Origin of the sequence: Actinophytocola sp., from assembly GCF_035634895.1 — a bacterium.
Lineage (GTDB): Bacteria > Actinomycetota > Actinomycetes > Mycobacteriales > Pseudonocardiaceae > Actinophytocola.
In genome coordinates, this window is record NZ_DASQCC010000047.1 from 1 (window position 1) to 26133 (window position 26133).

At 71.0% G+C, this 26133-nt stretch carries 25 protein-coding genes and 1 pseudogene; 18 read left to right on the plus strand and 8 right to left on the minus strand.

Annotated elements, in window-relative coordinates; translation table 11 throughout:
• Window positions 1–1581, minus strand: a 1581-nt coding sequence (locus VET29_RS07185) for an AAA family ATPase (protein ID WP_324916313.1), incomplete at its 3' end; no start/stop codon positions are given.
• Window positions 1582–1636: 55 nt separating this feature from the next.
• Between VET29_RS07185 and VET29_RS07190 the strand changes: the two genes are divergently transcribed.
• From VET29_RS07190 to VET29_RS07260, 15 genes are all read left to right on the plus strand, one after another.
• A complete protein-coding gene (locus VET29_RS07190) occupies window positions 1637–2221 on the plus strand; it encodes a DUF4255 domain-containing protein (protein ID WP_324916316.1) in 585 nt (194 codons plus the stop codon).
• Window positions 2222–2224: 3 nt separating this feature from the next.
• The gene (locus VET29_RS07195; protein WP_324916319.1) at window positions 2225–3373 is read left to right on the plus strand and encodes a phage tail sheath family protein; all 1149 of its coding nucleotides are present in this window, start codon (window positions 2225–2227) and stop codon (window positions 3371–3373) included.
• Window positions 3374–3384: 11 nt separating this feature from the next.
• On the plus strand, window positions 3385–3825 hold the full coding sequence (locus VET29_RS07200; RefSeq protein WP_324916322.1) for a phage tail protein: 441 nt from the start codon (window positions 3385–3387) through the stop codon (window positions 3823–3825).
• Window positions 3825–4190, plus strand: coding sequence for a hypothetical protein (locus VET29_RS07205; protein ID WP_324916325.1), 366 nt, complete (start codon window positions 3825–3827; stop codon window positions 4188–4190). Before VET29_RS07200 ends, VET29_RS07205 begins: the two co-directional genes overlap by 1 nt.
• Window positions 4191–4320: 130 nt before the next feature.
• Window positions 4321–5166, plus strand: a complete 846-nt coding sequence (locus tag VET29_RS07210; RefSeq protein ID WP_324916328.1) for a DUF4157 domain-containing protein — start codon at window positions 4321–4323, stop codon at window positions 5164–5166.
• Window position 5167: 1 nt separating this feature from the next.
• Window positions 5168–5926 carry a CIS tube protein gene (locus tag VET29_RS07215; RefSeq protein WP_324916331.1) on the plus strand — a complete coding sequence of 253 codons (759 nt, stop codon included), beginning with the start codon at window positions 5168–5170 and terminating at the stop codon, window positions 5924–5926.
• A complete protein-coding gene (locus VET29_RS07220; protein WP_324916336.1) occupies window positions 5923–7563 on the plus strand; it encodes a phage baseplate assembly protein V in 1641 nt (546 codons plus the stop codon). Before VET29_RS07215 ends, VET29_RS07220 begins: the two co-directional genes overlap by 4 nt.
• Before the next feature lie 30 nt (window positions 7564–7593).
• Window positions 7594–7938, plus strand: a complete 345-nt coding sequence (locus VET29_RS07225) for a hypothetical protein (protein ID WP_324916340.1) — start codon at window positions 7594–7596, stop codon at window positions 7936–7938.
• 9 nt (window positions 7939–7947) lie between these two features.
• Window positions 7948–8337 carry a GPW/gp25 family protein gene (locus VET29_RS07230; RefSeq protein ID WP_324916343.1) on the plus strand — a complete coding sequence of 130 codons (390 nt, stop codon included), beginning with the start codon at window positions 7948–7950 and terminating at the stop codon, window positions 8335–8337.
• On the plus strand, window positions 8334–10523 hold the full coding sequence (locus VET29_RS07235) for a baseplate J/gp47 family protein (RefSeq protein WP_324916346.1): 2190 nt from the start codon (window positions 8334–8336) through the stop codon (window positions 10521–10523). The genes VET29_RS07230 and VET29_RS07235 overlap by 4 nt, the downstream gene beginning before the upstream one ends.
• Before the next feature lie 11 nt (window positions 10524–10534).
• Window positions 10535–12187: a phage tail protein gene (locus tag VET29_RS07240; protein ID WP_324916349.1), complete on the plus strand. Its 1653-nt coding sequence runs from the start codon at window positions 10535–10537 to the stop codon at window positions 12185–12187.
• A gap of 14 nt (window positions 12188–12201) precedes the next feature.
• Window positions 12202–12414 carry a hypothetical protein gene (locus tag VET29_RS07245; RefSeq protein WP_324916352.1) on the plus strand — a complete coding sequence of 71 codons (213 nt, stop codon included), beginning with the start codon at window positions 12202–12204 and terminating at the stop codon, window positions 12412–12414.
• 117 nt (window positions 12415–12531) lie between these two features.
• Window positions 12532–14724: a hypothetical protein gene (locus VET29_RS07250; protein WP_324916355.1), complete on the plus strand. Its 2193-nt coding sequence runs from the start codon at window positions 12532–12534 to the stop codon at window positions 14722–14724.
• A 62-nt stretch (window positions 14725–14786) separates the two neighbouring features.
• Window positions 14787–17762: an eCIS core domain-containing protein gene (locus tag VET29_RS07255; RefSeq protein ID WP_324916358.1), complete on the plus strand. Its 2976-nt coding sequence runs from the start codon at window positions 14787–14789 to the stop codon at window positions 17760–17762.
• Window positions 17762–18163 carry an ankyrin repeat domain-containing protein gene (locus VET29_RS07260; RefSeq protein WP_324916361.1) on the plus strand — a complete coding sequence of 134 codons (402 nt, stop codon included), beginning with the start codon at window positions 17762–17764 and terminating at the stop codon, window positions 18161–18163. The genes VET29_RS07255 and VET29_RS07260 overlap by 1 nt, the downstream gene beginning before the upstream one ends.
• A 14-nt stretch (window positions 18164–18177) precedes the next feature.
• On the opposite strand, the gene VET29_RS07265 is transcribed toward VET29_RS07260, so the two are convergent.
• The 7 genes from VET29_RS07265 to VET29_RS07295 form a co-directional block, all read right to left on the minus strand.
• The gene (locus tag VET29_RS07265; RefSeq protein WP_324916364.1) at window positions 18178–19377 is read right to left on the minus strand and encodes a serine hydrolase domain-containing protein; all 1200 of its coding nucleotides are present in this window, start codon (window positions 19375–19377) and stop codon (window positions 18178–18180) included.
• Between the two features lie 254 nt (window positions 19378–19631).
• Window positions 19632–19850 carry a ferredoxin gene (locus VET29_RS07270; protein WP_324916367.1) on the minus strand — a complete coding sequence of 73 codons (219 nt, stop codon included), beginning with the start codon at window positions 19848–19850 and terminating at the stop codon, window positions 19632–19634.
• Window positions 19847–21019, minus strand: a complete 1173-nt coding sequence (locus VET29_RS07275; RefSeq protein ID WP_324916369.1) for an NADH-ubiquinone oxidoreductase-F iron-sulfur binding region domain-containing protein — start codon at window positions 21017–21019, stop codon at window positions 19847–19849. The genes VET29_RS07270 and VET29_RS07275 overlap by 4 nt, the downstream gene beginning before the upstream one ends.
• Complete coding sequence (locus VET29_RS07280) at window positions 21016–21588, minus strand: ferric reductase-like transmembrane domain-containing protein (protein ID WP_324916372.1); 573 nt, start codon at window positions 21586–21588, stop codon at window positions 21016–21018. Before VET29_RS07280 ends, VET29_RS07275 begins: the two co-directional genes overlap by 4 nt.
• Window positions 21585–22490: an FAD:protein FMN transferase gene (locus tag VET29_RS07285; protein WP_324916375.1), complete on the minus strand. Its 906-nt coding sequence runs from the start codon at window positions 22488–22490 to the stop codon at window positions 21585–21587. The genes VET29_RS07280 and VET29_RS07285 overlap by 4 nt, the downstream gene beginning before the upstream one ends.
• The gene (locus VET29_RS07290) at window positions 22490–22747 is read right to left on the minus strand and encodes a hypothetical protein (protein WP_324916378.1); all 258 of its coding nucleotides are present in this window, start codon (window positions 22745–22747) and stop codon (window positions 22490–22492) included. Before VET29_RS07290 ends, VET29_RS07285 begins: the two co-directional genes overlap by 1 nt.
• Before the next feature lie 18 nt (window positions 22748–22765).
• Window positions 22766–23392 (minus strand): hypothetical protein, encoded by a 627-nt coding sequence (locus VET29_RS07295; RefSeq protein WP_324916380.1) that lies wholly within the window; start codon window positions 23390–23392, stop codon window positions 22766–22768.
• A 275-nt stretch (window positions 23393–23667) separates the two neighbouring features.
• Here VET29_RS07295 and VET29_RS07300 point away from each other — a divergent pair, with 275 nt between their 5' ends.
• The 3 genes and pseudogenes from VET29_RS07300 to VET29_RS07310 form a co-directional block, all read left to right on the plus strand.
• Window positions 23668–24948 carry an ABC transporter substrate-binding protein gene (locus tag VET29_RS07300; RefSeq protein WP_324916387.1) on the plus strand — a complete coding sequence of 427 codons (1281 nt, stop codon included), beginning with the start codon at window positions 23668–23670 and terminating at the stop codon, window positions 24946–24948.
• A 103-nt stretch (window positions 24949–25051) separates the two neighbouring features.
• The gene (locus VET29_RS07305) at window positions 25052–25936 is read left to right on the plus strand and encodes a sugar ABC transporter permease (protein WP_324916383.1); all 885 of its coding nucleotides are present in this window, start codon (window positions 25052–25054) and stop codon (window positions 25934–25936) included.
• Window positions 25933–26133 (plus strand): annotated as a pseudogene (locus VET29_RS07310) (carbohydrate ABC transporter permease); the annotation flags it as partial. The gene VET29_RS07305 and the pseudogene VET29_RS07310, both read left to right, overlap by 4 nt.

The following is a 26133-nucleotide window of genomic DNA, read 5'->3' on the forward strand; positions in this document are numbered from 1 at the left end:
CGCCAGGTTCTTCTCCGTCTCACCGATGTACTTGCTGACCACCGCCGACAGGTCGACCTGGTAGAGGTCGAGCCCGAGGTCACCGCCCAGCGCCTCGGCGGCCATCGTCTTGCCGGTGCCGGGCGGACCGCTGAACAACGCGCTCAGGCCCCTGCCCCGGGAGAGCTTCGCACCGAAGCCCCAACCGGTCAGTACCTGGTGCCGGTGCTCGAACTGGTCGCGAAGCTCGTGCAGCAGGTCGACCCGGTCGGCGGGCAGCACCAGGTCGTCGAAGCTCACCCGGGACGTCACCTTCACCGCGACGCCGCCCAGGGTGGCGGCGGACTGCTGTCGGCACGCGGCGGACACGTCGGCCAGGCGCAGGGGGCCTGGCCGCGCGGCCATCACCCGGTTGTCCTGTGCCAACCGCACCGCGGCGGGGATGCGGGCCGGAGCCAGGCGGTACCGGCCGGCCAGCTCCGCCGCCCACGACTCGGCGTCCGGGGTGACGCCGGCGAGGGCGTCGCGCCAGATGGTGACGCTGTGCGGGAGGTCCGGCAGCGCCACGGTGAGCGGGATGACGTTCTCACCGGCCGGCCAGTCGGCCTCGTCGGCGAGGAACACCGGGCCGCGGTGGTCGGCCAGGGTGGCCCGCAGGGTCTCGTCACCCAGCAGGGCGTCGGCGTTCGCCACGTGGACGGCGGCGCGGTGCAGCATGCCCTCGCGGAAGGCCAGCCGGAGCAGGGGACCGGCGAGGTTGTTCGCGTCGACGCTGAGCAGCGGCATGCCCAGCGTCCGGGCACAGTGCAGCGCCAGGGCCTGCTTGCCGGCGCCGGCCGGGCCCTTGAGGTGGAACACCACCCGTGGGCCCGGCAGGTGGTGCTCGGCCAGGCGGACCAGGTGGTCGGCCTGGGCCGGATCGGGGCTGACGGCGGGGTCCGCCGGCGCGTGCAGTCGCGCGTGGCCGGACAGGCGTGCGTCCAGTCCCGCCGTGCCCAGCAGGAACTGGGTGATCCGCGGGTCCAGCGTCAGGAACCGGGCCAGACCGGACGAGCCGGACGGGCTGTGCGGGTCGTCGACCGGCGTCAGGATGCCGAACCGCGTCAGCGGGGCACCCTCGGCGAAGGCCGAGCGGGCCGCCCAGCGCGCCCGCTCGGTCGGGCACAGCAGGTCCAGCACCAGGTCGACGCTCGGCCGCTGCCGGGTGATGTCGTCCTGCAGGTAGGCGTAGAGCCGGTCGTACTTGCGGCGCAGCTCGGGCGCCAGGCAGACGAGCACGGCGTCCAGCTCCAGTTCGGACAGGCCGAAGAGCTGGCCGAGCTCGCGCAGGGGCAGCCGCACACCGTCGCTGGCCGCGACCCGGTCGGCCACCTGGGCCGCGAACTCGTCCACAGTGGTTCTTCGGTCCGGCGGCGCCTGCGCCGCGTGCTCGGCGGCAAGGAGGCGGTCGACCTCCCGTCGGGTGATGTACATGGCGCGGCCGGCCTGGTCGGGGTCCGGCTCGGCGTCGAACGACGCCAGCCGCGACCCGATCAGCAGGTCCAGCCTGTGCAGCTCGTCGGTCAGATGTTCCACGCAGTCCCCGTAGGCCAGAGCCGTCACGAGGCACCTCCTTTGATCGCGCTCCCAAAACTGGAGTGTAGAATAGCGAGCCATTGTGTTCAATGACCTTGACGCAACTCTTCGCGCGGTTCTGAACAATACAACCGCGCCGGCCGAACTCAGGGCGGCCGAGGTCAGTTTCGAAACCCCGGACAAGGATTTCACGCCCGCCCAGCCGACGGTGAACCTGTTCTTCTACGAGGCGCAGGAAAACCACACGCTGCGGGAGAACGCGCCGGTCGTGGCGCTGGTCGACGGTCACTACGAGAGCAGCCCGCCACCCGTGCGGGTCGACTGCACGTACCTGGTGACCACGTGGTCGGCCAAGGCGGGCGCGCTGAAGGCGGAGGAGGAGCACCGGCTGCTGGGGCTGGCCCTGCTGTGGCTCCACCGGTTCCAGGTCATCGGAAATGGCTTCCTGCAAGGGAGTCTGGCAACGCCGCCGCAGCCGTTTTCGCTGCCGACCCTGGTCGCGCAGCTCAAGGAGGACCAGAGCAGCGGTCAGTTCTGGACGGCGCTGGGGATCGCACCCCGGCCGGCGTTCTCGCTCACCGTCACCATCGCGATGGCTCTCGCCGAGGAGCCTGCGGAGTTCCCGGTCGTGCAGGACATACAGCTGAACATGAAGGACAAGGAATAGCAGATGGTTGATTACCAGACCAAAGCGCCAGGCGTCTACATCGAGGAAATCACACCGGCCGGCCCGATCGCCGGCAGTGGCACTTCCACGGCGGCGCTCATCGGCACGGTCACCGCCAACCTGCCCAATGGACAGTTGGGTGTTCCGGTCGCGGTCACCAGCTGGAGCGGTTACGTCGCCGCGTTCGGCGGTTTCGACAGGAACCTCAACCTGCCGTTCGCCGTGCGTGGGTACTTCGAGAACGGCGGCACCCTCGCCTACATCGCGCCGATCAAGGACATGGCCGGCCTGCCGGCCGCGCTCGACGCGTTGACCCGGGTGCCGGACGTGAGCCTGGTCGCCCTGCCCGGCGTGGTCGACCCGGCCGTCCAGACCACGGTCATCACTCACTGCGAGACGATGGGCGACCGCTTCGCCGTCCTCGACGGCGCGCCGGACGCCACGCCGCTCAAGAACGACGGCGCGCTGCAGACGCAGCGTGGCGGGCTGCTGTCCAGGAACGGCTTCGCGGGCCTGTACTGGCCGTGGATCGTGATCAGCGACCCGACCGTGGCGCCCGGCGCGGCGCCGGCCACCCTGACCAAGCCGCCGTCGGGCCACGTCGCGGGGATCATGGCCCGCAGCGACAACCAGCGCGGTGTGCACAAGGCGCCGGCCAACGAGCCGGTCCGCGGCGCGATCGACCTCGCGTACCCGCTCAACGACACCGAGCAGGGCACGCTCAACCAGAAGAACATCAACGCGTTGCGGTCGTTCCCCGGCCGGCCGCCGCTGGTGTGGGGCGCGCGCACGCTGACCGACGGGACGCCGTGGCGGTACGTGAACGTCCGGCGGCTGTTCTCCTATGTGGAGGACTCCATCCTGGCAGGCGTGCGCTGGGCGGTGTTCGAGCCGAACAACACCGGTCTGTGGAAGGGGCTGGAGCGTTCGATCACCGAGTTCCTCACCCGGGTGTGGCAGTCCGGCGCGCTGTTCGGCCGCACGGCGGCGGAGGCGTTCTACGTCAAGATCGACGACGAGCTCAACCCGGACTCGACGCGCGCGCTGGGCGAGGTCCACATCGAGATCGGAATGGCGCCGGTCCGGCCGGCCGAGTACGTCGTCGTGCGTATCGGCATCTGGGACGGCGGCGCACAGGTGAACGAAGGCTAGGAGAGAGAACAATGGCACAGACCGGACAACGCGTCGACCCGTACCGCGGTTTCAACTTCCTCGTCGAGCTGGAAGGAATCGCACAGGCGAGTTTCACGGACTGCAGCGGTCTGGGTTCGACGACGGAAATCATCGAAACCAGGGAGGGTGGCGACAACGCCACCGTGCGCAAGCTGCCCGGTAAGACGACCTTCGCCGATATCACCCTGAAGTGGGGGCTCACCAACTCCACCGAGCTGTGGGACTGGCGCCAGCAGATCGTCGACGGGATCGTCAACCGGAAGAACGGCTCCATCGTGGTCTACGACACGACGAACCACACCGAGGTCGTGCGCTGGAACTTCGTCAACGCGTGGCCCACCAAGTGGGAGGGCCCCACCTTCAGCGGCAAGGGCAACGACATCGCCATCGACACCCTGGTGCTGGCCAACGAAGGCGTGACGAGGGTCTGATGCTGGTCACGGAGTTCGCCTTCGAGCTGCCCAAGGGGTACGTGGACCCGGCGGGGGACCTGCACCGCACCGGGACGATGCGGCTCGCCACGGCCGCCGACGAGATCTACCCGCTCAAGGACCCCCGGGTGCGGAACTGGCCCGCGTACCTGATCATCGTGCTGCTTTCCCGGGTCGTCACGAAACTGGGCAGCGTCGCCGAGGTGAACCCGGGCGTGATCGAGGGGCTTTTCTCCGAGGACCTCGCATTTCTGCAGGACCTGTACAACCGGATGAATGGTTTGACGCCCCGGACGATCGTGACCCTGTGCCCGCACTGCGAGAAGTCACACGAGGTCGAGGTCGAATTGTTGGGGGGATCGTAGGCTATCCCCTCGCTCGGGTCTACCGGGAGATAGCTTTTCTGGGCAGAAACGTCCACTGGACCCTCGATGAACTGATGAAGCTGGATCACGCCGAGCGGCTGCGCTGGGTGGACGAAATTGGAACTGACACGTGAGCGAAGAAAATCCCACCCTCGGACGGCGGCTGGACCGTCAGGCACGGCGCACCGCCGCGCGGGCCGCGTCGGACCCACCGTGGGCCGGGCCGCTCCAGGTGCTCGCCGAGCGCCTGGCGGACCTGCCCGCACCGGACGAACGGTTCGCCCGCAGGGAGGCCGCCGTGGCCGAGCCGGCATGGCCGGTCCAGGCGGACGACCGGACCGGTGCGCCCGCGGCGCCTGCCGTGCCGGCGGGCCGGGCGCTGCCCGTGGACGTGGTCACGCGGTTGAGCAGGGTCGTCGGGCCCGGCGTCGAGAGCATGCGCGTACACGACGACGACGCCGCGGACGAGCTGGCCAGGGCGCACCGGGCGGACGCGGTGACCGTCGGGACGGACGTGTTCTTCCAGCACGGGCGGCTCAACCCGGCGGAGCCGCGCGGGTTCGGGCTGCTGGTCCACGAGGCCACCCACGTGGTGGCGGGGAGCCAGCGCCCGGCGGGTGAGGAAAGCCTGGCGCTGGCAAGGGAAGCGGCCGTCCTGTCCGGCCCGGCGCCGACGCCGGGGGCGCCGGGCCTGCTCACGCCGCCGGTGGCCCAGCATCGGGGCACGGTCGAGACGGCCGGCATTCCGATTGGCGACTTCCCCGCCGCCGCACCGTTTCCGGCGGCAGCCGCCGCCCCGCCGGTGGCGCCGGCGGTCCTGCCCGCGGGGCCGCCGATGACCGCATCGGTGGACCGGCCGACCGCCCCGCCGCCGACCGTCCAACAGCAACAGTCCATCGACGTCGACGCGCTGCGGGGCCGCATCATGCGGGACCTGATGCGGCAGCTGCGCGACGAGTACGAGCGGGGTGGCTGACATGACACGACCAGTCTTCGGGCAACGGCCCGGGGCGCTGCCGGTGGCGGGCGAGCTGGCCAAGGCACTGCTCGTGAACACCACGACCGGCACCAGCTTCCCCGTGATGTACAACCCGGTGGAGTTCAAGCTGGAGCAGGGCAACACGTTCGCCGAGATCGGCATCCCGGGCCTGAACGCGCCGCCGGTGCAGTACCTGCGGGGCAAGGCCCGCGCGGTGACCATGGACCTGTTCTTCGACACCTACGAGACCGGCACCGACGTGCGGACCCACACGGCGCCGATCGTCGGACTGCTGGACAAGCTGCCGCAGACCCAGGCGCCGCCGGTGCTGCTGTTCTCGATGGGGCGGTTCCAGTTCCAGTGCGTGCTCGTCGACGCCACGCAGACGTTCACGATGTTCCTGCGGGACGGCACGCCGGTGCGGTCGACCCTGTCGGTCCGGCTGCAGGAGTACGTGCGCGTCGACATGCGCGTCGAGCGCGGCGTGTTCGTCGGCTCGCCGACGGTGTCCGGCGCGGTCGGCGCGGTCGTCGACACCGCGACCTCGCTGCTGTCCGGCACGCCGAGCATCCACGTGACGCTGCGCGGCGAGACCCTCAGCGGGCTCGCGGCGGCCTACCTCGGCGACGCCGGCCGGTGGCGGGACATCGCACGGGCCAACGACATGGACGACCCGTTCGACCTGCCGCCGGGCACGCCACTGGTGATCCCGTCGTCGGCCGCCGGCCGGCAGGCGCCGGGCAGGGGACGGTCATGACCGAACCGTTCTTCGCGCCGCGCTTCGCGATCCGGGTGTCGGGCGTGACGATGTCGGCCGACGTCAGCGGCCAGGTGCTGAACGTGGCCGTCGAGACGAGCCTGGACGTCGCCGGCAAGTTCTCGATCACGTTGCGCAACCCGGACAACTCGCTGCTCGACTCGGCGCTGTTCGACCTCGGCAGGACGGTCGAGGTCCATCTCGGCTACGGCAACGACCTCAGGCCCGCCTTCCTCGGCGAGATCACCGCGATCGAGCCGGAGTTCCCGGCGGACGAGAGCGGTTCGAGCGTGGTGATCACCGGCGCCGACAAGTCGCACCGGCTGCGCCGGTCCCAGCCGGAGCCCACCACCTACGAGAGGACCTCGGACAGCGTCATCGCCGCCCGGATCGCGGTGGAGAACGGCCTGGTGCCGGTGGTCGACCCGACGCCGCCGTTCCTCGACAAGGTCAACCAGACCACCTCGGACATGGCGTTCCTGAAAAGCCGTGCCGAGCAGTACTTCTTCGACGTCTACGTCGAGTGGGACCGCCTGCACTTCGAGCTCCCCCGGCCGAGGACCGCGACGCACGTCCTGGAGTGGGGCAGGAACCTGTCGAGCTTCTCGCCCCGGATCTCCGCGGCCGGGCTCGCGGGGTTGCAGATCATCCGGGACTACAACCAGGAGCTCGCGCAGAGCATCTTCGGTATCGCGCTGGCCGCCGACTTCGACCCGGCCGACCTGGAGGAGAAGCTGGGCTCGGCGGCCATGGACCTGCTGTCGTCGCTGACCCGCAACGAGATGCGCAAGGGCAAGGTGAACAACCCGTTCGACGCGACCCGGCTGGCGAAGTCCCTGCTCGCCAACCTGCTCGACGGGATGTACGAGGGAACCGGTTCGTGCGTCGGCATTCCCGACCTGGCCGCCGGCGACTACATCGCGATCGAGGGTGTCGGCAGGCGGTTCAGCGGGACCTATCGGCTGCGCAAGGTCAAACACGTCATCGGCGAGCGCGGCTTCCACACCACGTTCGAGATCGCACAGGCGGACACCACCAGCCTGGTCGGCATGCTGCGCAAGTACGTCGACGACCTGCCGTCGCCGAAACGGGAACAGAGCTTCGCCGGCGTGATCGTCGCCGAGGTGGTGGACAACAACGAGGTGGCCGACGCGCAGGTGCCGATCGGGCGCGTCAAGGTGCGGTACCCGAGGCTCGGCGGGCGGTCCACGAGCGGCTGGGCGCCGTGCGTGAGCCCGATGACCGGTGCCGGCACGGGTTTCTACGCGCTGCCCGAGAAGGGCGACCAGGTCCTGGTCGCGTTCGAGGGCGGCGACCTCGACCAGCCGTACGTGATCGGCAGCCTGTGGCACGCCAGGGCGAAACCGCCGGAGAGCAACGCCGACGGGAAGAACAGCAAGCGGGTCATCCGCAGCCGGGCGGGCCACAGGATCACCTTCGACGACACGGCCGACGTCGGGAAGCTGACCGTCGAGGACGGCAAGGGGAGCGTCATCACCCTCGACGCCACCAACGGGAACGTCACCATCAGCGCCAAGAACAACCTCGCCATCAAGGCAGGCGGCAACATCAGCCTGGAAGCCGCCGGCGGGGCCACCAAGATCACCATGGACCAGAGCCATGTGGACGTCACCTGAGGAAACAGTGATATGCCGAACGTACTGACCGTGAGCAGCACCGTCGGATGTGGACATCCGCCACCGCCGCCCGGCTCCGGGGTCGTGCAGGTGCGCAGCGAGGCCAAGCTGCGGGTCGCGGGCGGCTCGGTCCTGCTGCTGGCCGGTGTCAACGGCAGACCGGTCAGCAGCGCGTGTGGGATTCAGCCCGCCACGGGCTTCGTGAAGTGCACGCAGGTGAACAGCGTCTCCGGCGGTCTGGCCACGAAGCTGACCGTCGGCTCGCTGCCGGTGGTCCTGTCCACGTTGACGGGCGGCACCAACGGGACCGTCTCGGGCACACCGCAGGTGCTGCTGGCCGCCGTGGCCAACCAGGACAAGCTGCGCAGCGTGTAGGGGGATGCAGTGAACACCGAGTTCTACGGGCGGGGGATGACCTACCCGCTGCGGGTCGGCGTCGCCGGGATCAGCGAGACCGCCGGGGTGGCCAAGGTCGAGGAGTCGATTCGCATCGTGCTCGGCACGCAGTACGGCGAGCGCCTCATGCGGCCGCGCTTCGGTTGCAACCTGCGCAGCCTGGCCTTCGCGCCGAACAACGTCGCGACGGCGAACCTGGCCCGCTACTACGTGGCCGAAGGCCTGGCCCAGTCCGAGCCCCGCATCGAGGTGGTCGATGTCGCCGTCGCCAACGACACCGCCGGCGGGGCGCTGTTGATCGACATCAGCTACCGCCTGCGCACCACACAGGACATTCGAAACCTGGTCTATCCCTTCTACCTGGAGCGTCCGCAGTGACTCAACCCACCGACCGCGGACGCATCGTCCCACCCGACCTGGACGACCGCACGTGGCAGGACCTCGTCGACGAGATGCGTGCGCTCATCCCGAAGTACGCGCCACAGTGGACGGACCACAACCCCAGCGACCTCGGGATCTCGCTGATCGAGCTGTTCGCCTGGCTCGGCGAGGGCATCATCTACCGCCTGAACCGCACGCCGGAGAAGAACTTCCTGGCGTTCTTGAACCTGCTGGGCACCACGCGTGACCCCGCCACCCCCGCGTCGACGTACCTGACCTTCACCTCGGGCGCAGGCGTCGTCACGGTCCCGGCCGGCACCCGCACACAGACCGCGGCCGCGCAGGAGCAGCAGCCCGTCGTGTTCGAGACCGACGAGGACGTCACGGTCCTGCCGGTGTCACTCACCGACGCGCTGTCCGTCGGCCCGTACGCGGCCACCGCCGGCCCCGCCCAGTACGACGTGGCCACCGCACTGGTCGGTCCGCCCGCGGCCAAGTACCCGGTCACGCTTCCCGGCAGCCAGACCGTCCAGCTGTGCTTCGGTTTCGACCAGGCCACCACCGAGGACCTGGTGCTGCGGCTGAGGTTCTTCAAGCCGGTGCTCGACCCGAGCCAGTTCACGATCACGTGGGTGTACTCCAAGAGCGGCACCGAGCCGCTGGCCTGGCCGGCGATCAGCGGTCCGAGCGACTCCACCGAGTCGCTGCGCCACGACGGCAGCGTGCGCCTGCGACCACCGGGCGACTGGGCCGCGCAGCGACCCACGGGCGCGCAGGGGGCCGCGGGCTGGACGTCGGTCACCGCCCACGATCCGAACGCGACGGTCACCGACCCTCGGTTCTGGGTCGGGCTGCGCCTCGCGAACAAGACGTCCAACGCGCTGTCCGTCGGGATCGACCGCGTGCTGCACAACGCGGCGGCCGCGCACAACGCGCTGACCATCCCGACACCGGAGCCGCTGGGGCGCGGCGACGGGCGGCCGTTCCAGGTCTTCCCGCTGGCCAACCGGCCGCTGTACCGCCAGCCGGACACCATGACGCCCTACGGCCACGTGACCGTCCAGGTCGGCACGGGCGACCCGGTGGTCTGGCAGACCTGGACGCTCGCCTCGGACCTGCCGGCCGGACCCGGTCAGTCCTACCGGCTCGACCCGGTCACCGGCGAGATCAGCTTCGGCAACTTCGACGACCGGACCGGGCTCGGCCACGGCACGGTCCCGCCGGCCGGCAGCCAGATCCGGGCGCTGTCCTACCGCTACGTGGCGGGCGGCGAGTCCGGCAACGTGGCACCCGACCGCGTCACGATCCTGGGACCGACCCCCACCGGCGGGCTGCCCGTCGGGATCACCGCCGTGACCAACCTCGGCCCCGGCCGGGACGGTTCGAACGAGGAGGCGATCGAGGACACCCTGCGCCGCGCCCCGAACGAGCTCAAGGTCCGCGACCGTGCGGTCAGCGCCACCGACTACGAGTTCCTGGCCGCCGAGGCGACCACGGACGTCGTGATCGTGCGTGCCCTGCCGCCGCGCCTGCAGGACGCCGACGCGCCCAGCGGCAACGCGTGGAAGAGGGGCGATCCCTGGGCGTTCGCCGGCGTCAGCCGGGCGCCCGGCACCGTGAACCTCATCGTCGTGCCCGACCAGGGCGTGACCGTACCGCGGCCGGAGCCGACCCCCGACCTCGTGCGGGAGGTTCAGTCCTATCTGGACCAGCGGCGTGACCTCACGGCGCACCTGCAGGTCCTCTCGCCCCGGTACCTGCCGGTCATCGTGCAGGTCGAGATCACCATCTGGCCGCAGGCCAACGACGCTGGTGTGGACGCCAACAGGGTCAAGGCCGACACACTGGCGAGGATCAGGGCGTTCCTGCACCCGACCAAGGGCGGTGCGGCGGGCAGCGGCTGGCAGGTGGGGCAGCCGGTGTTCGTGTCCGACCTGTTCCAGGCGATCATGCCGCCGGAGGACACCGGGTTCATCTCCAGCCTGCAGATCAAGGCCGACCTCCCGGCGTACCACTTCCCGCCGCTCAACCCGAGCGGCACCACCGGGAACTACAACGCCCAGCTCGAACGGCCCTTCCCGCTGTCCCCGCTGGGCGCCTCGGTGCGGGTCGCCGACTACGAGCTGGTGTGCGCGGCACTCGACAACCAGCACACCATCACCACGATCGTGCCGGCGAGCTGAGGGAGGTTACCGTGGCCGAGCTCAGCAGCTATCTCCGTTACCTGCCACCGGTTCTGTGGCAGAACGAGCCCGCACCGCCCGAGTTCTCCCTCGGCGCGATGCTGCGGATCTTCGAGAAGGTCCTGACCGGGATCGACGACGGTGTCCGCGTCGACCACAATGGACACTCGCACCCGGCCATCACGGACCTGGTCGACCGGCAGCACCAGCTGTTCGACCCGTGGCGGACGCCGCCGGAGTTCCTGCCCTGGCTCGCCTCCTGGGTCGGCCTCCAGTTCCCGACGCTGCAGGGACAGCAGCTGTGGGACGAGTACCAGCAGCGCAAGGCGACGGCGGAGATCGCCGGCATCGACCGCCTGCGGGGGCTGCGGGCCGGGCTCAACCGGTACCTGGAACTGTTCGCGGTGGGCCAGACCCGTCCCCGGGTCACCCTCGACGACGGACGGCGGTTGCTGGTGACCAGGCCGGTGCCCAACCGGTTGGCGCCGCTGGCCGGGCTGGTCACCCAGGGGCCGGTGCTCTCCGGCGGGCTGGCCGCGGGGCCGGTGGTGAGCGAGGGACTGGTCCGGCCGTGGTGCGTCACGCCGGCGCCCGACGGCAGCCTGTTCGTCGGCGACATCGGCGTGCCCGGGTCCGTGTCGCTGCCGCTCAAGAGCCGGGTCTGGCGGATCAGCGCCACCGGCGGCTACGACCTGACCGGCACACCGCCGCACCCGCAGCCGCTCGTCACCGAGAGCACCATCCAGCAGCAGATCGTGGCGCTGGCCGTCCGCCCGGCGGGGTCCGGGCTGCCGGAGAACCTGTACATGGTCGACCGGTCCGGCAAGCTGTACGCACTGCCGGCGCCCTATGTCGGTCAGTCTGCGACACAGGTCGGGACGGTCGCGCCCGGCGGCAACACGACGATCTGGCCGGTGGCGATGGCCGTCGACACCAACGGCGACCTCCTCGTCCTGGACCGCGGCGACGGGCCGGGCACGCCGAACCCGCCGAAGGTCATCACGGTCAAGCCCAGCCCGTTCACGGTGACCCGCAAGAACCTGACCACGGTCGGCGAACCGCTGTCGCTGCTCGTACAGCCGGACGGCAAGCTCGTCATCGGCGACGGCGGCAACCAGGAACCCACCGGACCGGCCCAGATTCCCGGCAACCTCGTCCAGGTCACCCGCTCGGGGGGTAGCTGGACCGAGACCGCGATGCTGCCGGCGGCGAACCCACTCGTCGCACCGACCGGCATCGCCCGCATCGACAGCAGGCTGTACGTGCTGGACGCCGGCCTGAAGCCGTTCGCCCCGCCGAACATCGACCCGTTCGTGCTCAGCGCCGCCGAGCCGGCCCGGGTCTACGCCGTCGACCCGGGCACGTCCACGGTGACGCCCGCGACGGAGTCCGGGAACCTGGCCTTCCCGACCGGGATGACCGCGGTCGGCGGGCGGCTGTTCGTCTGCGACCCCGGTCAGCCGGAGGTCGCCGGGCTGATCCCGGTGTGGTCCCGCCTGCTGCCGTGCCGGTTCGACGTGGTGATCCACTTCGTCGACTCGCGGCTGCCCAGCGACCCGGACCAGCGGTCGACCGTGCAGCGACAGGTGGTCGGCAACATCCGGGCGATCGTCGAGCGGCAGAAGCCGGCGCACAGCCTGTGGAACCTGGTGACGGCGATCTGAAGGGAGACAACGAGATGCGAGAACAGATGCAGTCCAGGCTCACGGAGCTGAACCGTGACTTCCAGCTTGGGCAGGGCCGGTTGGCGGAGCTGGAGCGGGAGACGGCCGCGTTGCGGGAAACCCTGCTGCGTATCGGTGGCGCGATCCGCGTGCTCGAGGAGCTGCTCGGCGCGGACCGCGCGAGCACGAACGGACAGGCCGAGCCGGAGGCCGTTCATGTGCCGTAACAAGATGATGGAGAGAGCGAGATGACAAGCCTACCCCTGGTGCGTACCGAGTACTTGAACGTGAGTACCAATACGGTGCGTACGGGTGCTACGTCACACGGCGAGAGCCTGGTCGACGTGGAGTCGTATTTGATGCGCCACGACCAGATCAGTTCCTCGGCACTGCATTCCTGGGGCGTGGCCGAGGGTTTGTCGGTGACGGTGGTGCTCGGCCCGACGAGCCTGACGGTGACGCCGGGCGTGGCGGTGGACTCGGCCGGTCGTCTCGTCTCGTTGGCGGTGGGTGGGTTCGCGATCACCGATCCGACGGTCGACCCGACACAGGTCGCGAACGTGCCGACGGTGCCGGTGACCGCGGACGGTGTGGTGGTGTCGAGTGCCGGTCTGACGGGGGACCGGTATGTGACTGTCTCGTGGCGGGAGGTGCTGGACCCGAGTTCGACCGGGAACGCGCCGGCGTTGGTCCACGCGCCGTGGTTGCGGCTTCAGCCGGCGGCGGAGGTGCCGGACACGGGGGAGCAGGTGGTTCTGGCGCATGTGATCTTGGGGGATCAGAGTCAGGTGGCGGTGCTGACGGCCGAGCACCGTCGGCTGGTGGGGATCCCCGCGGGCCGCGTGGAGCTGCGTCGTTCGCGGGCGGCGGCCGGGCCGCCGGCGGTGGTTGACCAGTTGCCGGCGGGTGAGCTGCGTGCGACCGATGGTGGTGGGGTGGCGTTGAATCTGCTGGCTTCGAACGGAACGGTGCAGCCGGTGCTGGCGGCCGACGGGAACCTCGCGTTGCAGCCGAGCAGTGGCAGTGTGGGGATCGGTCTGCGTGGCACGCCGCCGCGTCGTGTTCTGCATGTGGAGGGTAACGAGGTTCACAGTGGTGGTCCGACCGGTGGGTTCTCTTTCGCCAGTAGGACCACTGGTGTGTTCGTGGAGAACCCGACGGCGGGCGAGCGGTGGACCTGGTACGCCGCGGACGGCATGGCTCGGCTGTCCTCTGGTGGCGACAGGTTCACGGTCGCGTCGAGTGCGGGCGGGTTGCGGTTGTCGGCGGGGGCGGCGGGCGCGCCGTTGGAGCTGGGCGCGATCGGCGGCGGCATCGGCAAGCTGGCGCTGACCGCCAACACCGTCGTGGCCCGCCGCACCGACGGCACCGAGCCGATCACGGTGGACGCGGTCAACGGGCGGATCGGGCAGGGCACCGCCACGCCGACCCACCCGCTGCACGTCACCGGCAACTCCGGCATCCGCCAGAACTCGATGTACGTCTCGGGCGGTCCCGGCTGGAGCAGCCTGTCCTACAACGCCTTCCACGACGCCAACAACGGGACCTGGGTGTTCCCGGACACGACGCGGCCGGCCGTCACCGTGGAGATGGACGACAGCTTCAACGCCGGTTCCCGGTTCCAGGTCTTCACCACCCCGAACGCCAGCAAGCAGTCCTGGCAGATGCGGCTCGGCATCGACGGCAACACCGGCACGGTCACGATTCCGGGGCGGCTGAGCCTGTCCGCCGGCCTCTCGTCGAGCGGGTCGGTCGGCATCGACGCGACCGGCGCCAACATCAACGCGCTGTCGGTGACGAACAACGCCGGCACCGCCATGTGCCTGCTGAACAACAGCGCCAACGGGACGACCGCGCAGATCGTCGGCGGCAGCACGGGTCTGTTCGTGTGGGGCGCCAGTTCGGAGGCCGCGTCGTTCTTCGGTGACGTCGGCGTCAACGGAACGCTCTTCGCCAACGCCAAACAGTTCGTGATCGACCACCCGCTGGACCCGGAGAACCGCCTTCTCAACCACGTGAGCATCGAGTCGGACGAACGCGCCGTGGTGTACAGCGGCAACGTCGAGTGCGACGCGGACGGCAACGCCACGGTCGGGCTGCCCGACTGGCTGGAAGCGCTGGCGGGGGACTTCCGCTACCAGCTCACCTGTGTCGGCGGGCGGTCCGAGGTGTACGTGTCGCGGGAGGTGTCGGACAACGCCTTCGAGATCGCCGGCGGGGCGGCGGGCCAGAAGGTCTCGTGGCAGGTCACCGGTGTGCGCCACGACGCGTGGGCGAAGTCGTACGAGTTCGTCGCGGAGGAGGACAAGCCCAAGGAGGAGCGCGGTTTCTACCGCAACCCGGAGGCCTTCGGGCAGGACCTCACCTCGAGCGTGCACTGGGCGCGGAACGAGGACCTCCGCAAGCAGCACCCGATCCTGGCTCGCCAGTTCGTCGGTCGCCGCGCCGAGCAGGAGGCCGCGCGCGTGGCGGCGCAGACCGAACGGCGGCAGGCGGCCGCCGGCGCCGAGAAGAAGCGGTCACGCGGAAAGTCCTGACCAGGTCCTCCCGTCCCCGAGGGTCGAACGGCCCTCGGGGACGGGACGAGAGGAGTCGGTGCATGAGCGCCGTGTTCGATCCGCGGGCGGCGCATGCCCGTCCGCGGGACAAGGCGCCGGCCGCCGCCCGACGGAAGGCCGGGCCCCGGCCGGAGGACCGGCTCGTGCGTGCCCTCGGCAACGCCGTGGTGCAGGCCAAGCTCGGCGTGAGCGCGCCGGGCGACGCGGCCGAGCAGGAGGCGGACCGGGTCGCGGACCGGGTGGTCGCCAACGAGCCGACCCCCGCCGCCGTGCCGTCCGGTGACGCGGGATCCGGCGGGCGGCCGCTCGACGCCGGTACCCGGGCGTTCATGGAGTCGAGCTTCGGGCAGGACTTCTCCGGGGTGCGGGTGCACACCGACGCGGCGGCGGCGCGGGCGGCACAGGACGCCCACGCGCTGGCCTACACGGTCGGCAGCCACATCTTCTTCGGTGCGAGCATGTTCGCACCGGCGACGCCGGCCGGGCGGCGGCTGCTGGCGCACGAGCTGACCCACGTCGTTCAGCAGGCCGGTGCGGGGAACCGGTCGCTGCAAAGGCAGAAGGCGCCGGAGGTCGAGCAGGGGTTCGTCATCGAGGGCTCCTGGGGCGGTCGTGGGCTCCCCGTGCTCGGTGGCTACGAACTGGAGAAGGAGCTGCTGCGGCGCGGGATCCTGAAGCCGGGCGACTACGACACGTGGGGCTGGCTCGACAACGGCTACTACTTCAGCCGTGCCGAGGGGGCCGGGCCGACGTTCCACGTGTACCGGGTGCTGGACGCGATCCAGCTCCGGAACGACGCGGGCGAGGTGATCGGCGTCCGGGTCATCAGCTACCTGCATGGCCCGGCGCAGGGCGGCGGAGCCGCGGCGCCGCCGAAACCGGAGAAGGGTGCGCCGAGGAAGGCGGAGTCGAGGAAGGCGGAGTCGAGGAAGGCGGAGTCGAAGAAAGCCGACTCGAAGAACGTCGAGCCGAAGACCACCAAGAAACCCGAGCCGAAGACCGCCGAACAGCTCCAGGCCGAGTTCGAGGCCCTGCCGGACGCGGTCAGGGAGCTGCTTGCCGGTGACGAACCGGTCGGCCAGGCGGAGCTGCCGCAGCTGTTGCGGATCGCGGCGAAGCTGCGGCAGTTGGCGCCGGAGGACCTCCAGCTGTACAGGCTGCTGGCGAAGCGGCTCGCGGCCGACCTGGACGCGTTCGAGCAGTCGGTCGACGTGTTCGTCCGGTTCAAGGACCGTATCAGGGCACAGGCCGCCGCCGAACGGAAGTCCACGGAGGAGACGCTCGAACAGAAGCTCGCGAAGACGTGGCGCGGGTTCGACGAGAAGTCGTTCGCCGGCATGGACACCGCCCAGAAGGAGGACCTGGCCCGGAAGATCGCCGCCGAGCAGCGGAACATCCAGCTGGAGCACCTGGCGACCCACCCCGGCGAGGCCGCCGTCGGCATGGTCGAGAGCATGGTGCGCCTGGACCGGACCGCGAAGTCCATTGTGGACGACGTGCGGGAGGCGGCCGACGGTGACAACGGCGCCTACCAGCGGCTCGCCGGTGCCACCGGGGCGGTCAACAAGTACGTGGCGGCCGTCGCGTCGATCGCCTTCGTGGCACTGCTGTTCGTGCCGGGCGTGAACCTGCTCGAGCTGGCCGCGGCGGGTCTCGCGGTAGCCGCAGTGTCCATCGCACTGTCCACGGCGGAGGCCGCGCTGCGGATCAAAGCGGCCGGGGAGGCCAGGAACCCCGAGGACTTCAAGACCCAGACCGGCAAGTCCGCGGCGGCGCAGACCCAGGCGGTGATGGCCGCGGCCATGCTGGCGCTGACCCTGGTCGCGAAGATCGTCGCGCGGATCCCGCTGCCCGGCCGGCTGCGGAACGTCGGCACGGCGTTGCGGGGCGCGCAGACCGCACTGCTGGAGAAGAGTGGTGTCGGCCCGGCGTGGCGCAGTGTCAAGGCCGATCTCGTCGCCGGCCTCCGCGCCGCCAAGCAGGGCCTGTCCGAGGCACTCGCCGTGCAGACGAAGGAGGTCGCGGCCACCGCCAACGCCGTCGCGGGCATGACGGGTGAGGAGTTCGTGCGGCACCTGGCCGACGCGGACCCGCGACTGGCCGACGTCGGCATCCCGGTGGAGCAGGCGAAGGCCACCCAGCAGCTCGCGTCCACACCGGAGGGCAAGGGCATTCCGGAGCGGCTGCGGCAGGATGCCCTGCAGGCACTGGAGGAGGCGCCCGCGGAGGCCGCGAGAAAGGTCGACCGGTTCGTGGCGGCCGTCGACGACTCGATCGCGAAGGTCGAGCAGGCGGCGGGTCCGGAACAGCTGAGGTCGGCCGTCGAGGAGGCCGACCGGCGGTTGGGCGCGGGCGAGCAGGCCCGCCAGGCCGTCGCCGACGACGAGGCCTTCCTCACCAGGCGGGCGAAGGGCGCGCGGCGCAGCGGGATCCGGGAGCAGGCCAGGGAGAAGCTGGCCGCGCTGCAGGAGGAGAAGCTCCGGACCCAGGGTGAGATCGACCAGCTCGAAGCGGAGCTGTCGGCGGCCAACCGCAAGGTCGACACGTTGCGGAAGAAGGCGCTCGACACCCCGGCCGGCAGTCCGGCCAGAGCACACGCGACCCGCGAGCTCAATGAGGCCAGGGAGGCGCTCGCGGAGCTGCGCGAGGCCGACGAGCTCGGCGGCTACCGCGAGGAACGAGCCAGGCAGAAGAAGACCGAGGAAGCCGTGCTGCAGTCGCTCGAGCTGAAGCGACCGGCGCTGCGACAGTCCTTCAAGGACAAGGTGAAATCGGCGGGAAAGAAGAACGCGAAGGGACAGTACCTGGATGCCAACACAGGCGAGGCGATCGACGGTGAACCGGTGTACGGTCACATCTACGGCCGGGAACACCGCCGGCTCGTGCTCGAGGCCTCGGAGAAGGGCATGACCCAGGAGCAGTTCAACGACTGGGTCAACGACCACCCCGAATGGTTCCAGCTCGAAACGAAGGCGAACAACGAGAGCCACCGATTCGAGAAGCCGGGGGTCGACTGATGGCGGACGCGGACGGTCGCACCTCGCTGATGCACGCGATCCTGGCGGGTGACTCCGGCGCCGTCGCGTCGCTCATCGACCGCGGCGCGGACGTCAACGCCGTCGACCACGAGCAGAGATGGACGGCCCTGCACTTCGCGGCCCGCGACCACAACAGGACGGTGGTCCGGCTCCTGCTCGACGCCGGCGCCGAGGTCGACCCCGAGGACGTCTTCGGCGACACCCCACTCTGGCGTGCCGTGATGACGGCCGGGGGCGACCTCACGGCGATGAGTGTCCTGTTGGGACACGGCGCGGACCCGCGCAGGAGGAACCGGCACGGCATCTCACCGCTCGACCTCGCTCGCGAGAGCGGCCAGGACGCTGTCGTGGCGCTGCTACTCCACCCCGCGTCGGAGTAGCAGCGCCACGCCGGTCAGGCGGCCGCCTCGGCCAGCATCGGGCTGGCCGGCGGACCGTCGCAGAGCGCGGCGACCAGCAGGTCGTTGATCGCCGTCGAGATGCGTTGCGCGACAGCGGGATCGTCGACGTCGGCGCCACCCATCGTGACGGACACCTCCACGCGGGTGGCGCGGTCCGGCGACGAGAACAGGTAGGACTGGTACCCGTGGATGCTGCCGGTGTGCCCGTAGTAGGTGCCACCGCAGTCCGGCCCTGCCTCCAGCACCATCAGGCCGATGCCGTACGGCGCGAACGGCGACGGCGTCTTCATCTCGGCGAGCAGGTTCGCGGGCAGCAGCCGGCCACCGAGCAGGGCCGAGATGAAGCGGTCCAGGTCCCGGGTCGTGGAGATGATCTCCCCGGCCGAGGAGGCCCACGACGGGTTGAGGCGGGTCACGTCCAGCACCCTGAACTCGCCGGCGTCGTGGTAGGCGTAGTAGCCGTGCGCGTGCGGCCCGGGGACGGCCGCGCGGGTGCCGGGCACGACCGTGTCACGCAGGCCGAGCGGGCCGATGACCCGCTTGTACACCTGGACGGCCCACGGCGTCCGGGTCACCCGCTCAATTAGCTGCCCGGCGACGACGAAGTTGGTGTTGGAGTACGACCAACTCGTGCCCGGCGCGAACCGGGCCGGCTTGGCCAGCGCGACCTCGATCAGTTCGCGCGGCGTGTAGGTGCGGAACCGGTTCTCCGCGAAGTCGTTGCCGAACAACGGGATCCCCGGCTCGACTGTGCCGTCCGGACGCGGCTCGCCCGTGTAGTTGAACAGGCCGGTGGTGTGCGCCAGGATCATCCGCACGGTGATCCGCGGGTCGAACCCGTACTCGGGCAGGTACTTCGCGACCGGGTCGTCCAGCACCACCCTGCCTTCATTCACCAGCTGCAACATCACGGTCGACACGAACGTCTTCGTGATGCTGCCGACCCGGAAACGGCCGTCTGTCGGGACCCTCCCGCCGGACAGCTCACGCACCCCCGCCGAGCCGGTCCAGTCGCCCTGGTCGTCGTGGATGCGCAGCTGCACACCGGCGAGCCCGGCCTGAGCCGCGGCCACCATCGCCTGCCGAAGCTCGGGCCGGCCCCGCGTGGTCGCGCTCGCGGGCCCCTGCGCCACCCCGACGGCCAGCACCGCCGCCAGCACGACGCCGCCGAGCCGTCGTTCTCTTACCCCCACAGCCAGTCCCTTCGGTTGGTGTTCCCCAGCACCAGACGATCCTGGCCGTGTCGGGCCGCCGACGCATCCCCGACGAGAACGACCCGGGGTAGTCCGCACGGATGACGACGCCGTCCTCGCGAAGTCGGCGGACGATCCGCGATCCGGAGGGGTGGACCACCGGCGGCAAGGTCACCCCGTTATTGACCGGACCTACGCGCTCGCTGACGCGATGCGGTACCTCGGGACCGGGCACGCCAGGGCGAGGGTGGTCATCACGGTCCGACCGGCCGGCCCAGCCGCAACGCGAGGAGCGGGCAGAGCGCGGTGGCCTTCTCGGCGTGCCGCAGCAGGTGGTCCGGCACCTCGATCGGGCCCGGCCGGCGGGGGACCGGGTAGCCCCACGGGTCGCGGTCGAGCAGTTCCGGCAGCAGCTCGGCACACAGGCCGCGGCCGTCGCAGGCGGTCCAGTCGAGATGCAGCCTGGCGCTCATGCTCGCTCCCTGGCGCAGCGGCCGTGCTGGTGTGCCCGGACCTCGGCGGCGAACGTCGTGAGGGTGCTGCGGACGAAACGGGCCGTGCCGTCCGGGTGGTGACAGGCGCCGCGGCCGGTCACCAGGCCGGTCAACCACTCCAGCCGCCGGGTCCCGGCCTGGCCCACCGCCTGGCCCGACGCGAGCGCGGCCATGGTCGCCGCGATCGCGGGCAGCCCGTTCAGGCACGGTCCGCACTGGCCGGCCGTCTCCGCCGCCAGGTACCGGGTGACCTCCATCGCGAAGTGCAGCGGGCAGCGGTTCGCCGGCAGCACGTGGACGATGCCGGCGCCGGGGGAGCCGCCGTACGAGGCGAGGCCGGCTCGCGACACGGGAACCGGGCCGGCCGGCGCCCACACCCCGTGGAAGCCGCCGATCAGCACCGCGTCGCCGCGGCCGCCCGCCAACGCCAGCAGCTCGTCCAGCGGGATGCCCATCGGCACCTCGTAGACCCCCGGCGCGGCGACGGAACCACTGATCGTGGCGAGAAAGGTGCCCGGCTCGTCGGCGGTCCCGGTGCGGCGGAACCAGGACGGTCCGTGCCGGGCGATCATCGCCACGTGCGCGAGGGTCTCCACGTTGTGCACCACCGTCGGCCGTCCGTCCACACCGGACACCGGGGCGGGCTGGACCCGGAAGCGGGGCAACGGGTTCCGGCGTCCCTCGATGGCGGCGATCACCGCGGACTCCTCGCCCGCGACGAACCTCTCCCGCGCGGCCGTGATCGTCACGGGCACCCGGTCGTGGGCACGCCGTTCCGCCAGGACCGCCTCGCTCACGCGCCCGTAGAGGTAGGCCCGCGTGGCGCCGACGGCCTCCGCGACGAGCTGCAGGCCGTCCAGCACGGTGTGCGGGTTGTCGCGCAGGAGCGTGGCGTCCTTGCGGCTCAACGGTTCGCCCTCCGCGCCGTTCGCGACCACGACCGGGTCGCGGCCGGTCAGCGCCGTGGCGGCCTTGCGCCAGGCGGGGAAGCCCGCGCCGCCGCGGCCGGTGAGGCCGGCGGTCTCCAGGTCGGCGACCAACCGCCCGGGGCCGCCACGCCACGGGATCTCCCCGGCGCGGGCGAGATGCGCGGCGAAGCCGGGCGTCCGGTCGCCGAGGAGGGATTCGGTACGGGCCGACGCGGTCACCGCGGGACCTCCATCAGGGTGGCGACGGCGCCGCGGTCCTGTTCGGTGAAGCCGGTCGACAGGCGCCAGGACAGTGCGCCGGCGACCGCGACCGCGCACACCCCCGCGAGCACCAGGAACCAGGCGGTGCCGGCGTCGGTGCCCGCCCCGAGCGCGTGCACCAGCGCGACCGGCCAGGCGGCGTAGGCACTCCAGTGGATGGCCCGCCACGTCCGGTACCCGAGCCGGTGCCGGAGCAGGCTGGTGACCACCAACGCGAGGAGCAGGTCGAGCGCGAGCGTGCCGAGACCGACCCAGACGGGCGCGAACCCGGCGAGGAACGGGAACACCGTGTCGACCACGTCCAGCTGCGCGTACGGGTCGAACAGCAGCAGAACCACGTGCAGCACAAGGAAGACCGTGGCGAGCAGGCTGGTGTAGCGGTGCAGCGCGGTGACGGCGAACCGCGGCAGCCAGGGCGCCGGCCGACCGGACCGCGTCCCGATCCCCAGGATCACCGACGCGGTGAACAGCACGAGCGTGACCACTCCGGACCCGCGTCCGAGGTACCACAGGGTGTCGGTGCTCATGACGGCCAACCTCCCAACACGTGAACCTGCCCCTGGTTGTCGACGAGCCGGGCCGCGACGCCGGCCCGGGCGAGCGGGGTGACCGCGCCGGCGCCGCGCACCAGCGCGGCCGTGCTGTGGGTGTTGGCGATCACACAACGGTCGGCGCAGACGGAGACGCTGCGCCACACTCGCGACGACGGCATGCCCGTGCGCGGGTCGAGGACGTGGTGCAGCAACCGTCCGCCGCGGCGCCAGCTACGGCTCGCCGTGCTCGACGTGGCCATCGCCGTCCCGGCCGTCACCCGGACGGTCGCCGGCGGGTCAGCCGGCCGGTCCCGCACGTGGATCAGCCAGCCCCCGGCCGGGCCGGGGCCCGCGGTGGCGATGTCACCACCCAGCTCGACGAGCACGCCGGTGCCCAGCCGCTCGTTCACCAGCTCGGCGCAGCGGTCCGCGGTCAGCGCCTTGGCCGTGGCGCCGAGGTCGAGCCGCACGCCCGGCGGCACCGTCAACGTGCGCCCCGCCAGCGACACGTCCTGCCACGACGTCACCCGCCGGACCGGTGGAACCGCCGGTCCGTCCGGGCGAACCTCCGCGATGTCCCGGTCATAGCCCAGCCGGGCCAGGTCGTTGCCGAGCGTGGGGTCGACGTCGCCGCCGGAACGCTCGGCCGCGGCCAGTGCCGCGCCGACCAGCTCGGCGAGCAGCGGGCTGACCGTCACCGGGCGGCCCGCCCGCTCGGCCAGCGCCAGCTCGGCGTCCGCGCGGAACCGGCTGCATGCCCGGTCCACGGCCGAGAGCTCCGCGTCGACCACCTCGCGTGCGACGGCGAGGGTGTCCGGCTCGGTGACCACCACGCTCGCACTCGTGCTCCAGACACGCCACCGGGCAACGGACCGCCCGACTCGGAGCGTGGCCATCACGAGCCTCCGGAACTGGCGTCGGCACCACTCGAACCGCCGGTGTCACCCGACACGCTGCCGCCGTAGTCGCCGGTGCTCGTGCCGGAGCCCGTCGACGAACCGTCCGAAGTGGAGTTGTCCGAAGTGGACGGTGTACTCGTGCTCGTGTCCGTGCCGGCCGTGCAGGCCACCAGAACCGTGCCGGCCACGCCGGCGGCCGCGAAAGCGGCGGTGATCCCGCCGACCCTGCGCAGCCCCTTCTCTCGCGAGGTCAACTCTCCTGCCGGCATGACTCAGCCGCCGCTCTGTGTCGAGTCGTGCTGGCCCGGCGGAGCCTGCCCCTGGCCCATCGCGCCGGCCTCGGCGAGCGATTCGGCGGTCGCGGTGTCGCCCGACACGGACGCGACGATCATCACGTCGTCACCGGTCGCGATGCTCGACAGGTCCGTGGAACCGTTGCCCACCACCGTGTCCGAGTCGATCGTGTAGGTCCTGGTGTAGCCGTCGTCGCTCTTGGCCGTGATCGACGAGTCGCTGACCGCGGTCACCTCGCCGTTCTGCATGACGTCGGTGGTGTAGCCGCCGTTGCCGTCCGACACGATGTACTCACCGTGCAGCGCCTGGGACATCACCCCGCCGGCACCGCCGGGTCCACCGCCGCCGCCCGTGCCGCCGCCCGGCCCCTGCTGGGCCGTCGACGACGAGGCGGAGCCGCTCGCCGCGTAGACCGCGACGGCGCCGGCGCCCGCGATCCCGACCGCGATGGCGACCGCCAACGTGATCTTCCTGGGCGACCACCGGCGCGTCGGCCGCTGTCGAGTGACCTGGTCGCCCGGCGCGCCCCAGGTGCCGGCGGTGTCCACTGTGGCGCTGTCCCCAGTGGACGGTGGGATCACGGGCTGTCGCTGCTCGGTGGACATCGGGTGGCACTCCTCGTCTTGGTGGCGACCGTGGTGCCGCCGTTGACCCCAGACAAGGCGGCTGAGCTGTGTGCGGCCTGTGCGGACGGCCGGGCCGCCCTGTGACTCTGCGGTCCCGCCGGCTCGGGACCCGCGCCGGGTTGTGAGCGCGCACAGTCGCCGATCTAGCCGCTGGCCAGGGGTTCGACTATTGACAGCCGCCGGTCGGACGACGAAAACTGGGAGCGCTCACAACTCCTCAACCACCCGCAACGACGCGAAACGAGGCCGTGGTGATGCGATCCCTGCTCGCCCCCGTGTCAGCGCTCGTCATCGTGCTCGCCGCCTGTTCCTCCGGCGGCCCGGACTCCTCGTCCGGCAAGGTCGAGCTCACCTTCTGGACGTGGGCGACGAACATCGAGAAGGTCGTCGCCAGGTGGAACGCCGGTCACCCGGACATCCACGTCACCGTCAGTCGCCAGTCGCAGGGCGACGAGCTCGTCACCAAGGTCCTGACCGCCGCCAAGGCCGGCAACGCGCCGGACCTGCTCCAGGCTGAGTACCAGGCGCTGCCCACCTTCGTCAGCAACGACGCGGTCGCCGACCTGGCCGAGTACACCGCCGACGCCGAGAAGGCCTTCGCCGACGGCGTGTGGCAGCAGGTCACCCTCGGTACCCGGGGTGTCTACGCCGTCCCACAGGACAGCGGTCCGATGATGCTGTACTACCGCACCGACCTGTTCCAGCAGTACGGCCTGACCGTCCCGAAGACCTGGGACGAGTTCGCGCGGACGGCCAGAACGCTGCGCACCAGGACCACGTCCGGCTATCTCACCACGTTCTCCAGCAACGACCCCGGCTGGTTCGCGGGCCTCGCGCAGCAGGCCGGCGCGAAGTGGTGGCGGGTCAGCGGCGACACCTGGACCGTCGGCATCGACGACGAGCCGACCACCAAGGTGGCCGACTACTGGGGCGGGCTCGTCGCCGAGGGTGTGGTCGATGACAAGCCCATGTACACGCCGGAGTGGAACAAGGCGCTCGGCGACGGCACACTGCTGGCCTGGCCGAGCGCGATCTGGGCGCCGGGCGTGCTGGACAACGTCGCGGCGGCCACCAAGGGCAAGTGGGCGATGGCGCCGCTGCCGCAGTGGTCGGCCGGCGAGAACAGGACCGGCAACTGGGGCGGGTCGTCGACCGCCGTGTCCGCCAACTCCCAGCACCGCAAGGAGGCCGCGGACTTCGCGATCTGGCTGAACACAGACCCGGAGGCCACCGCGGGCCTGGTCACCGAGGGCGCGCTCTACCCGGCCGCCCGTGCCGCCCAGTCCGGACCGGCGCTGGCCGAGCCGCCCACGTTCATGCCCAACCAGCCCGAGTTCTACACCCGGGCGAAGGCCATCGCCGACACCGCCGCCGGCTGGACCTGGGGCCCGAACGTGAACGTCACCTACCAGTCGTACAAGGACGCCTTCGGGAAGGCGATCACCAACAGGACCCCGTTCTCCGGCGCGGTCAGGGAGATGCACACGTCGACCGTGGCCGACATGCGCAAGACCGGCTTCAAGGTCGAAGGCTGAACCCCGCCCTTCGGATCTTTGTGAGGAAGCCCGTGGGCAACCAACAGTTACCCCGACACCGCGCTGTCGCCGGGACGCGACCAACACTCGGGGAGGCGGACTAGTGGCGGGCAGGCCTGGTCGGCGCGCGGTGCCGTACGTGTTCCTCGCGCCGGCGGTCGTGTTGTTCACGCTCACGGTGCTGGTGCCGATCGGGTACACGGTCTACCTGAGCCTGCACCGGTCGCAGGTGAGCGGCCTGGGACTCGGGCGTGGCGCGCGTACGGAGGTGTTCGCCGGCCTGAGCACCTACCGGGAGGCGCTGGCGGATCCCGAGTTCTGGCGCGGTGCGCTGCGGGTTCTCGGCTACGGCGCACTACTCGTGCCGACCATGATCGGGCTGGCGCTGCTGTTCGCGTTGCTGCTGGACCGCCCGCGCGTACGGCTCGCCCGGTTCAGCCGGCTGTCGATCTTCCTGCCGTACGCGGTGCCCGGCGTGGTGGCGAGCCTGCTGTGGGGCTTCCTGTACCTGCCGTCGCTGACGCCACTGCCCGTGCCGGACGACCTGCTCGGGCCCGGCCTGCTGTTCGCCGTGGCCAATATCGGGCTGTGGGGCGGGGTCGGCTTCAACATGGTCGTGATCCTGACCGCGCTGCGGGCGGTCCCGGCCGACGTCTACGAGTCGGCGCGGCTGGACGGCGCCAGCGAGTGGCAGATCGCCGTGTGGGTCAAGACGCCACTGGTCATGCCCGCACTGGTCATGACGAGCATCTTCACGGTCATCGCCACGCTGCAGGTCTACACCGAGCCGACCACCCTCCGGCCGCTGACCAACTCGCTGCCGTCGACATGGACGCCGCTGATGAAGATCTACAGCGACGCGTTCGAGCGTGGTGACATCTACTCGGCCGCCGCCGGCTCGATCGTCCTCGCGGTGGTGATGCTGACGTGCTCACTTGCCTTCCTGCGGGTGATCGCCAGGCGGGGCTTCACGGGGGAGCAGCGGTGACCCGCCCCAGCCGGCTCGCCGCGGTGGTCCTGCTGATCGGCGCGGCCTACTGTCTGCTGCCGGTGGCGTGGGTGGTAATCGCCGCCACCAAGGGCTCCTCGGAGCTGTTCAGCACCTCGACCTTCGTTCCTGGCGGCGCGTTGTTCGACAACATCGGCCGGCTGACCGGCTACCGGGACGGCCTGTTCTGGCGGTGG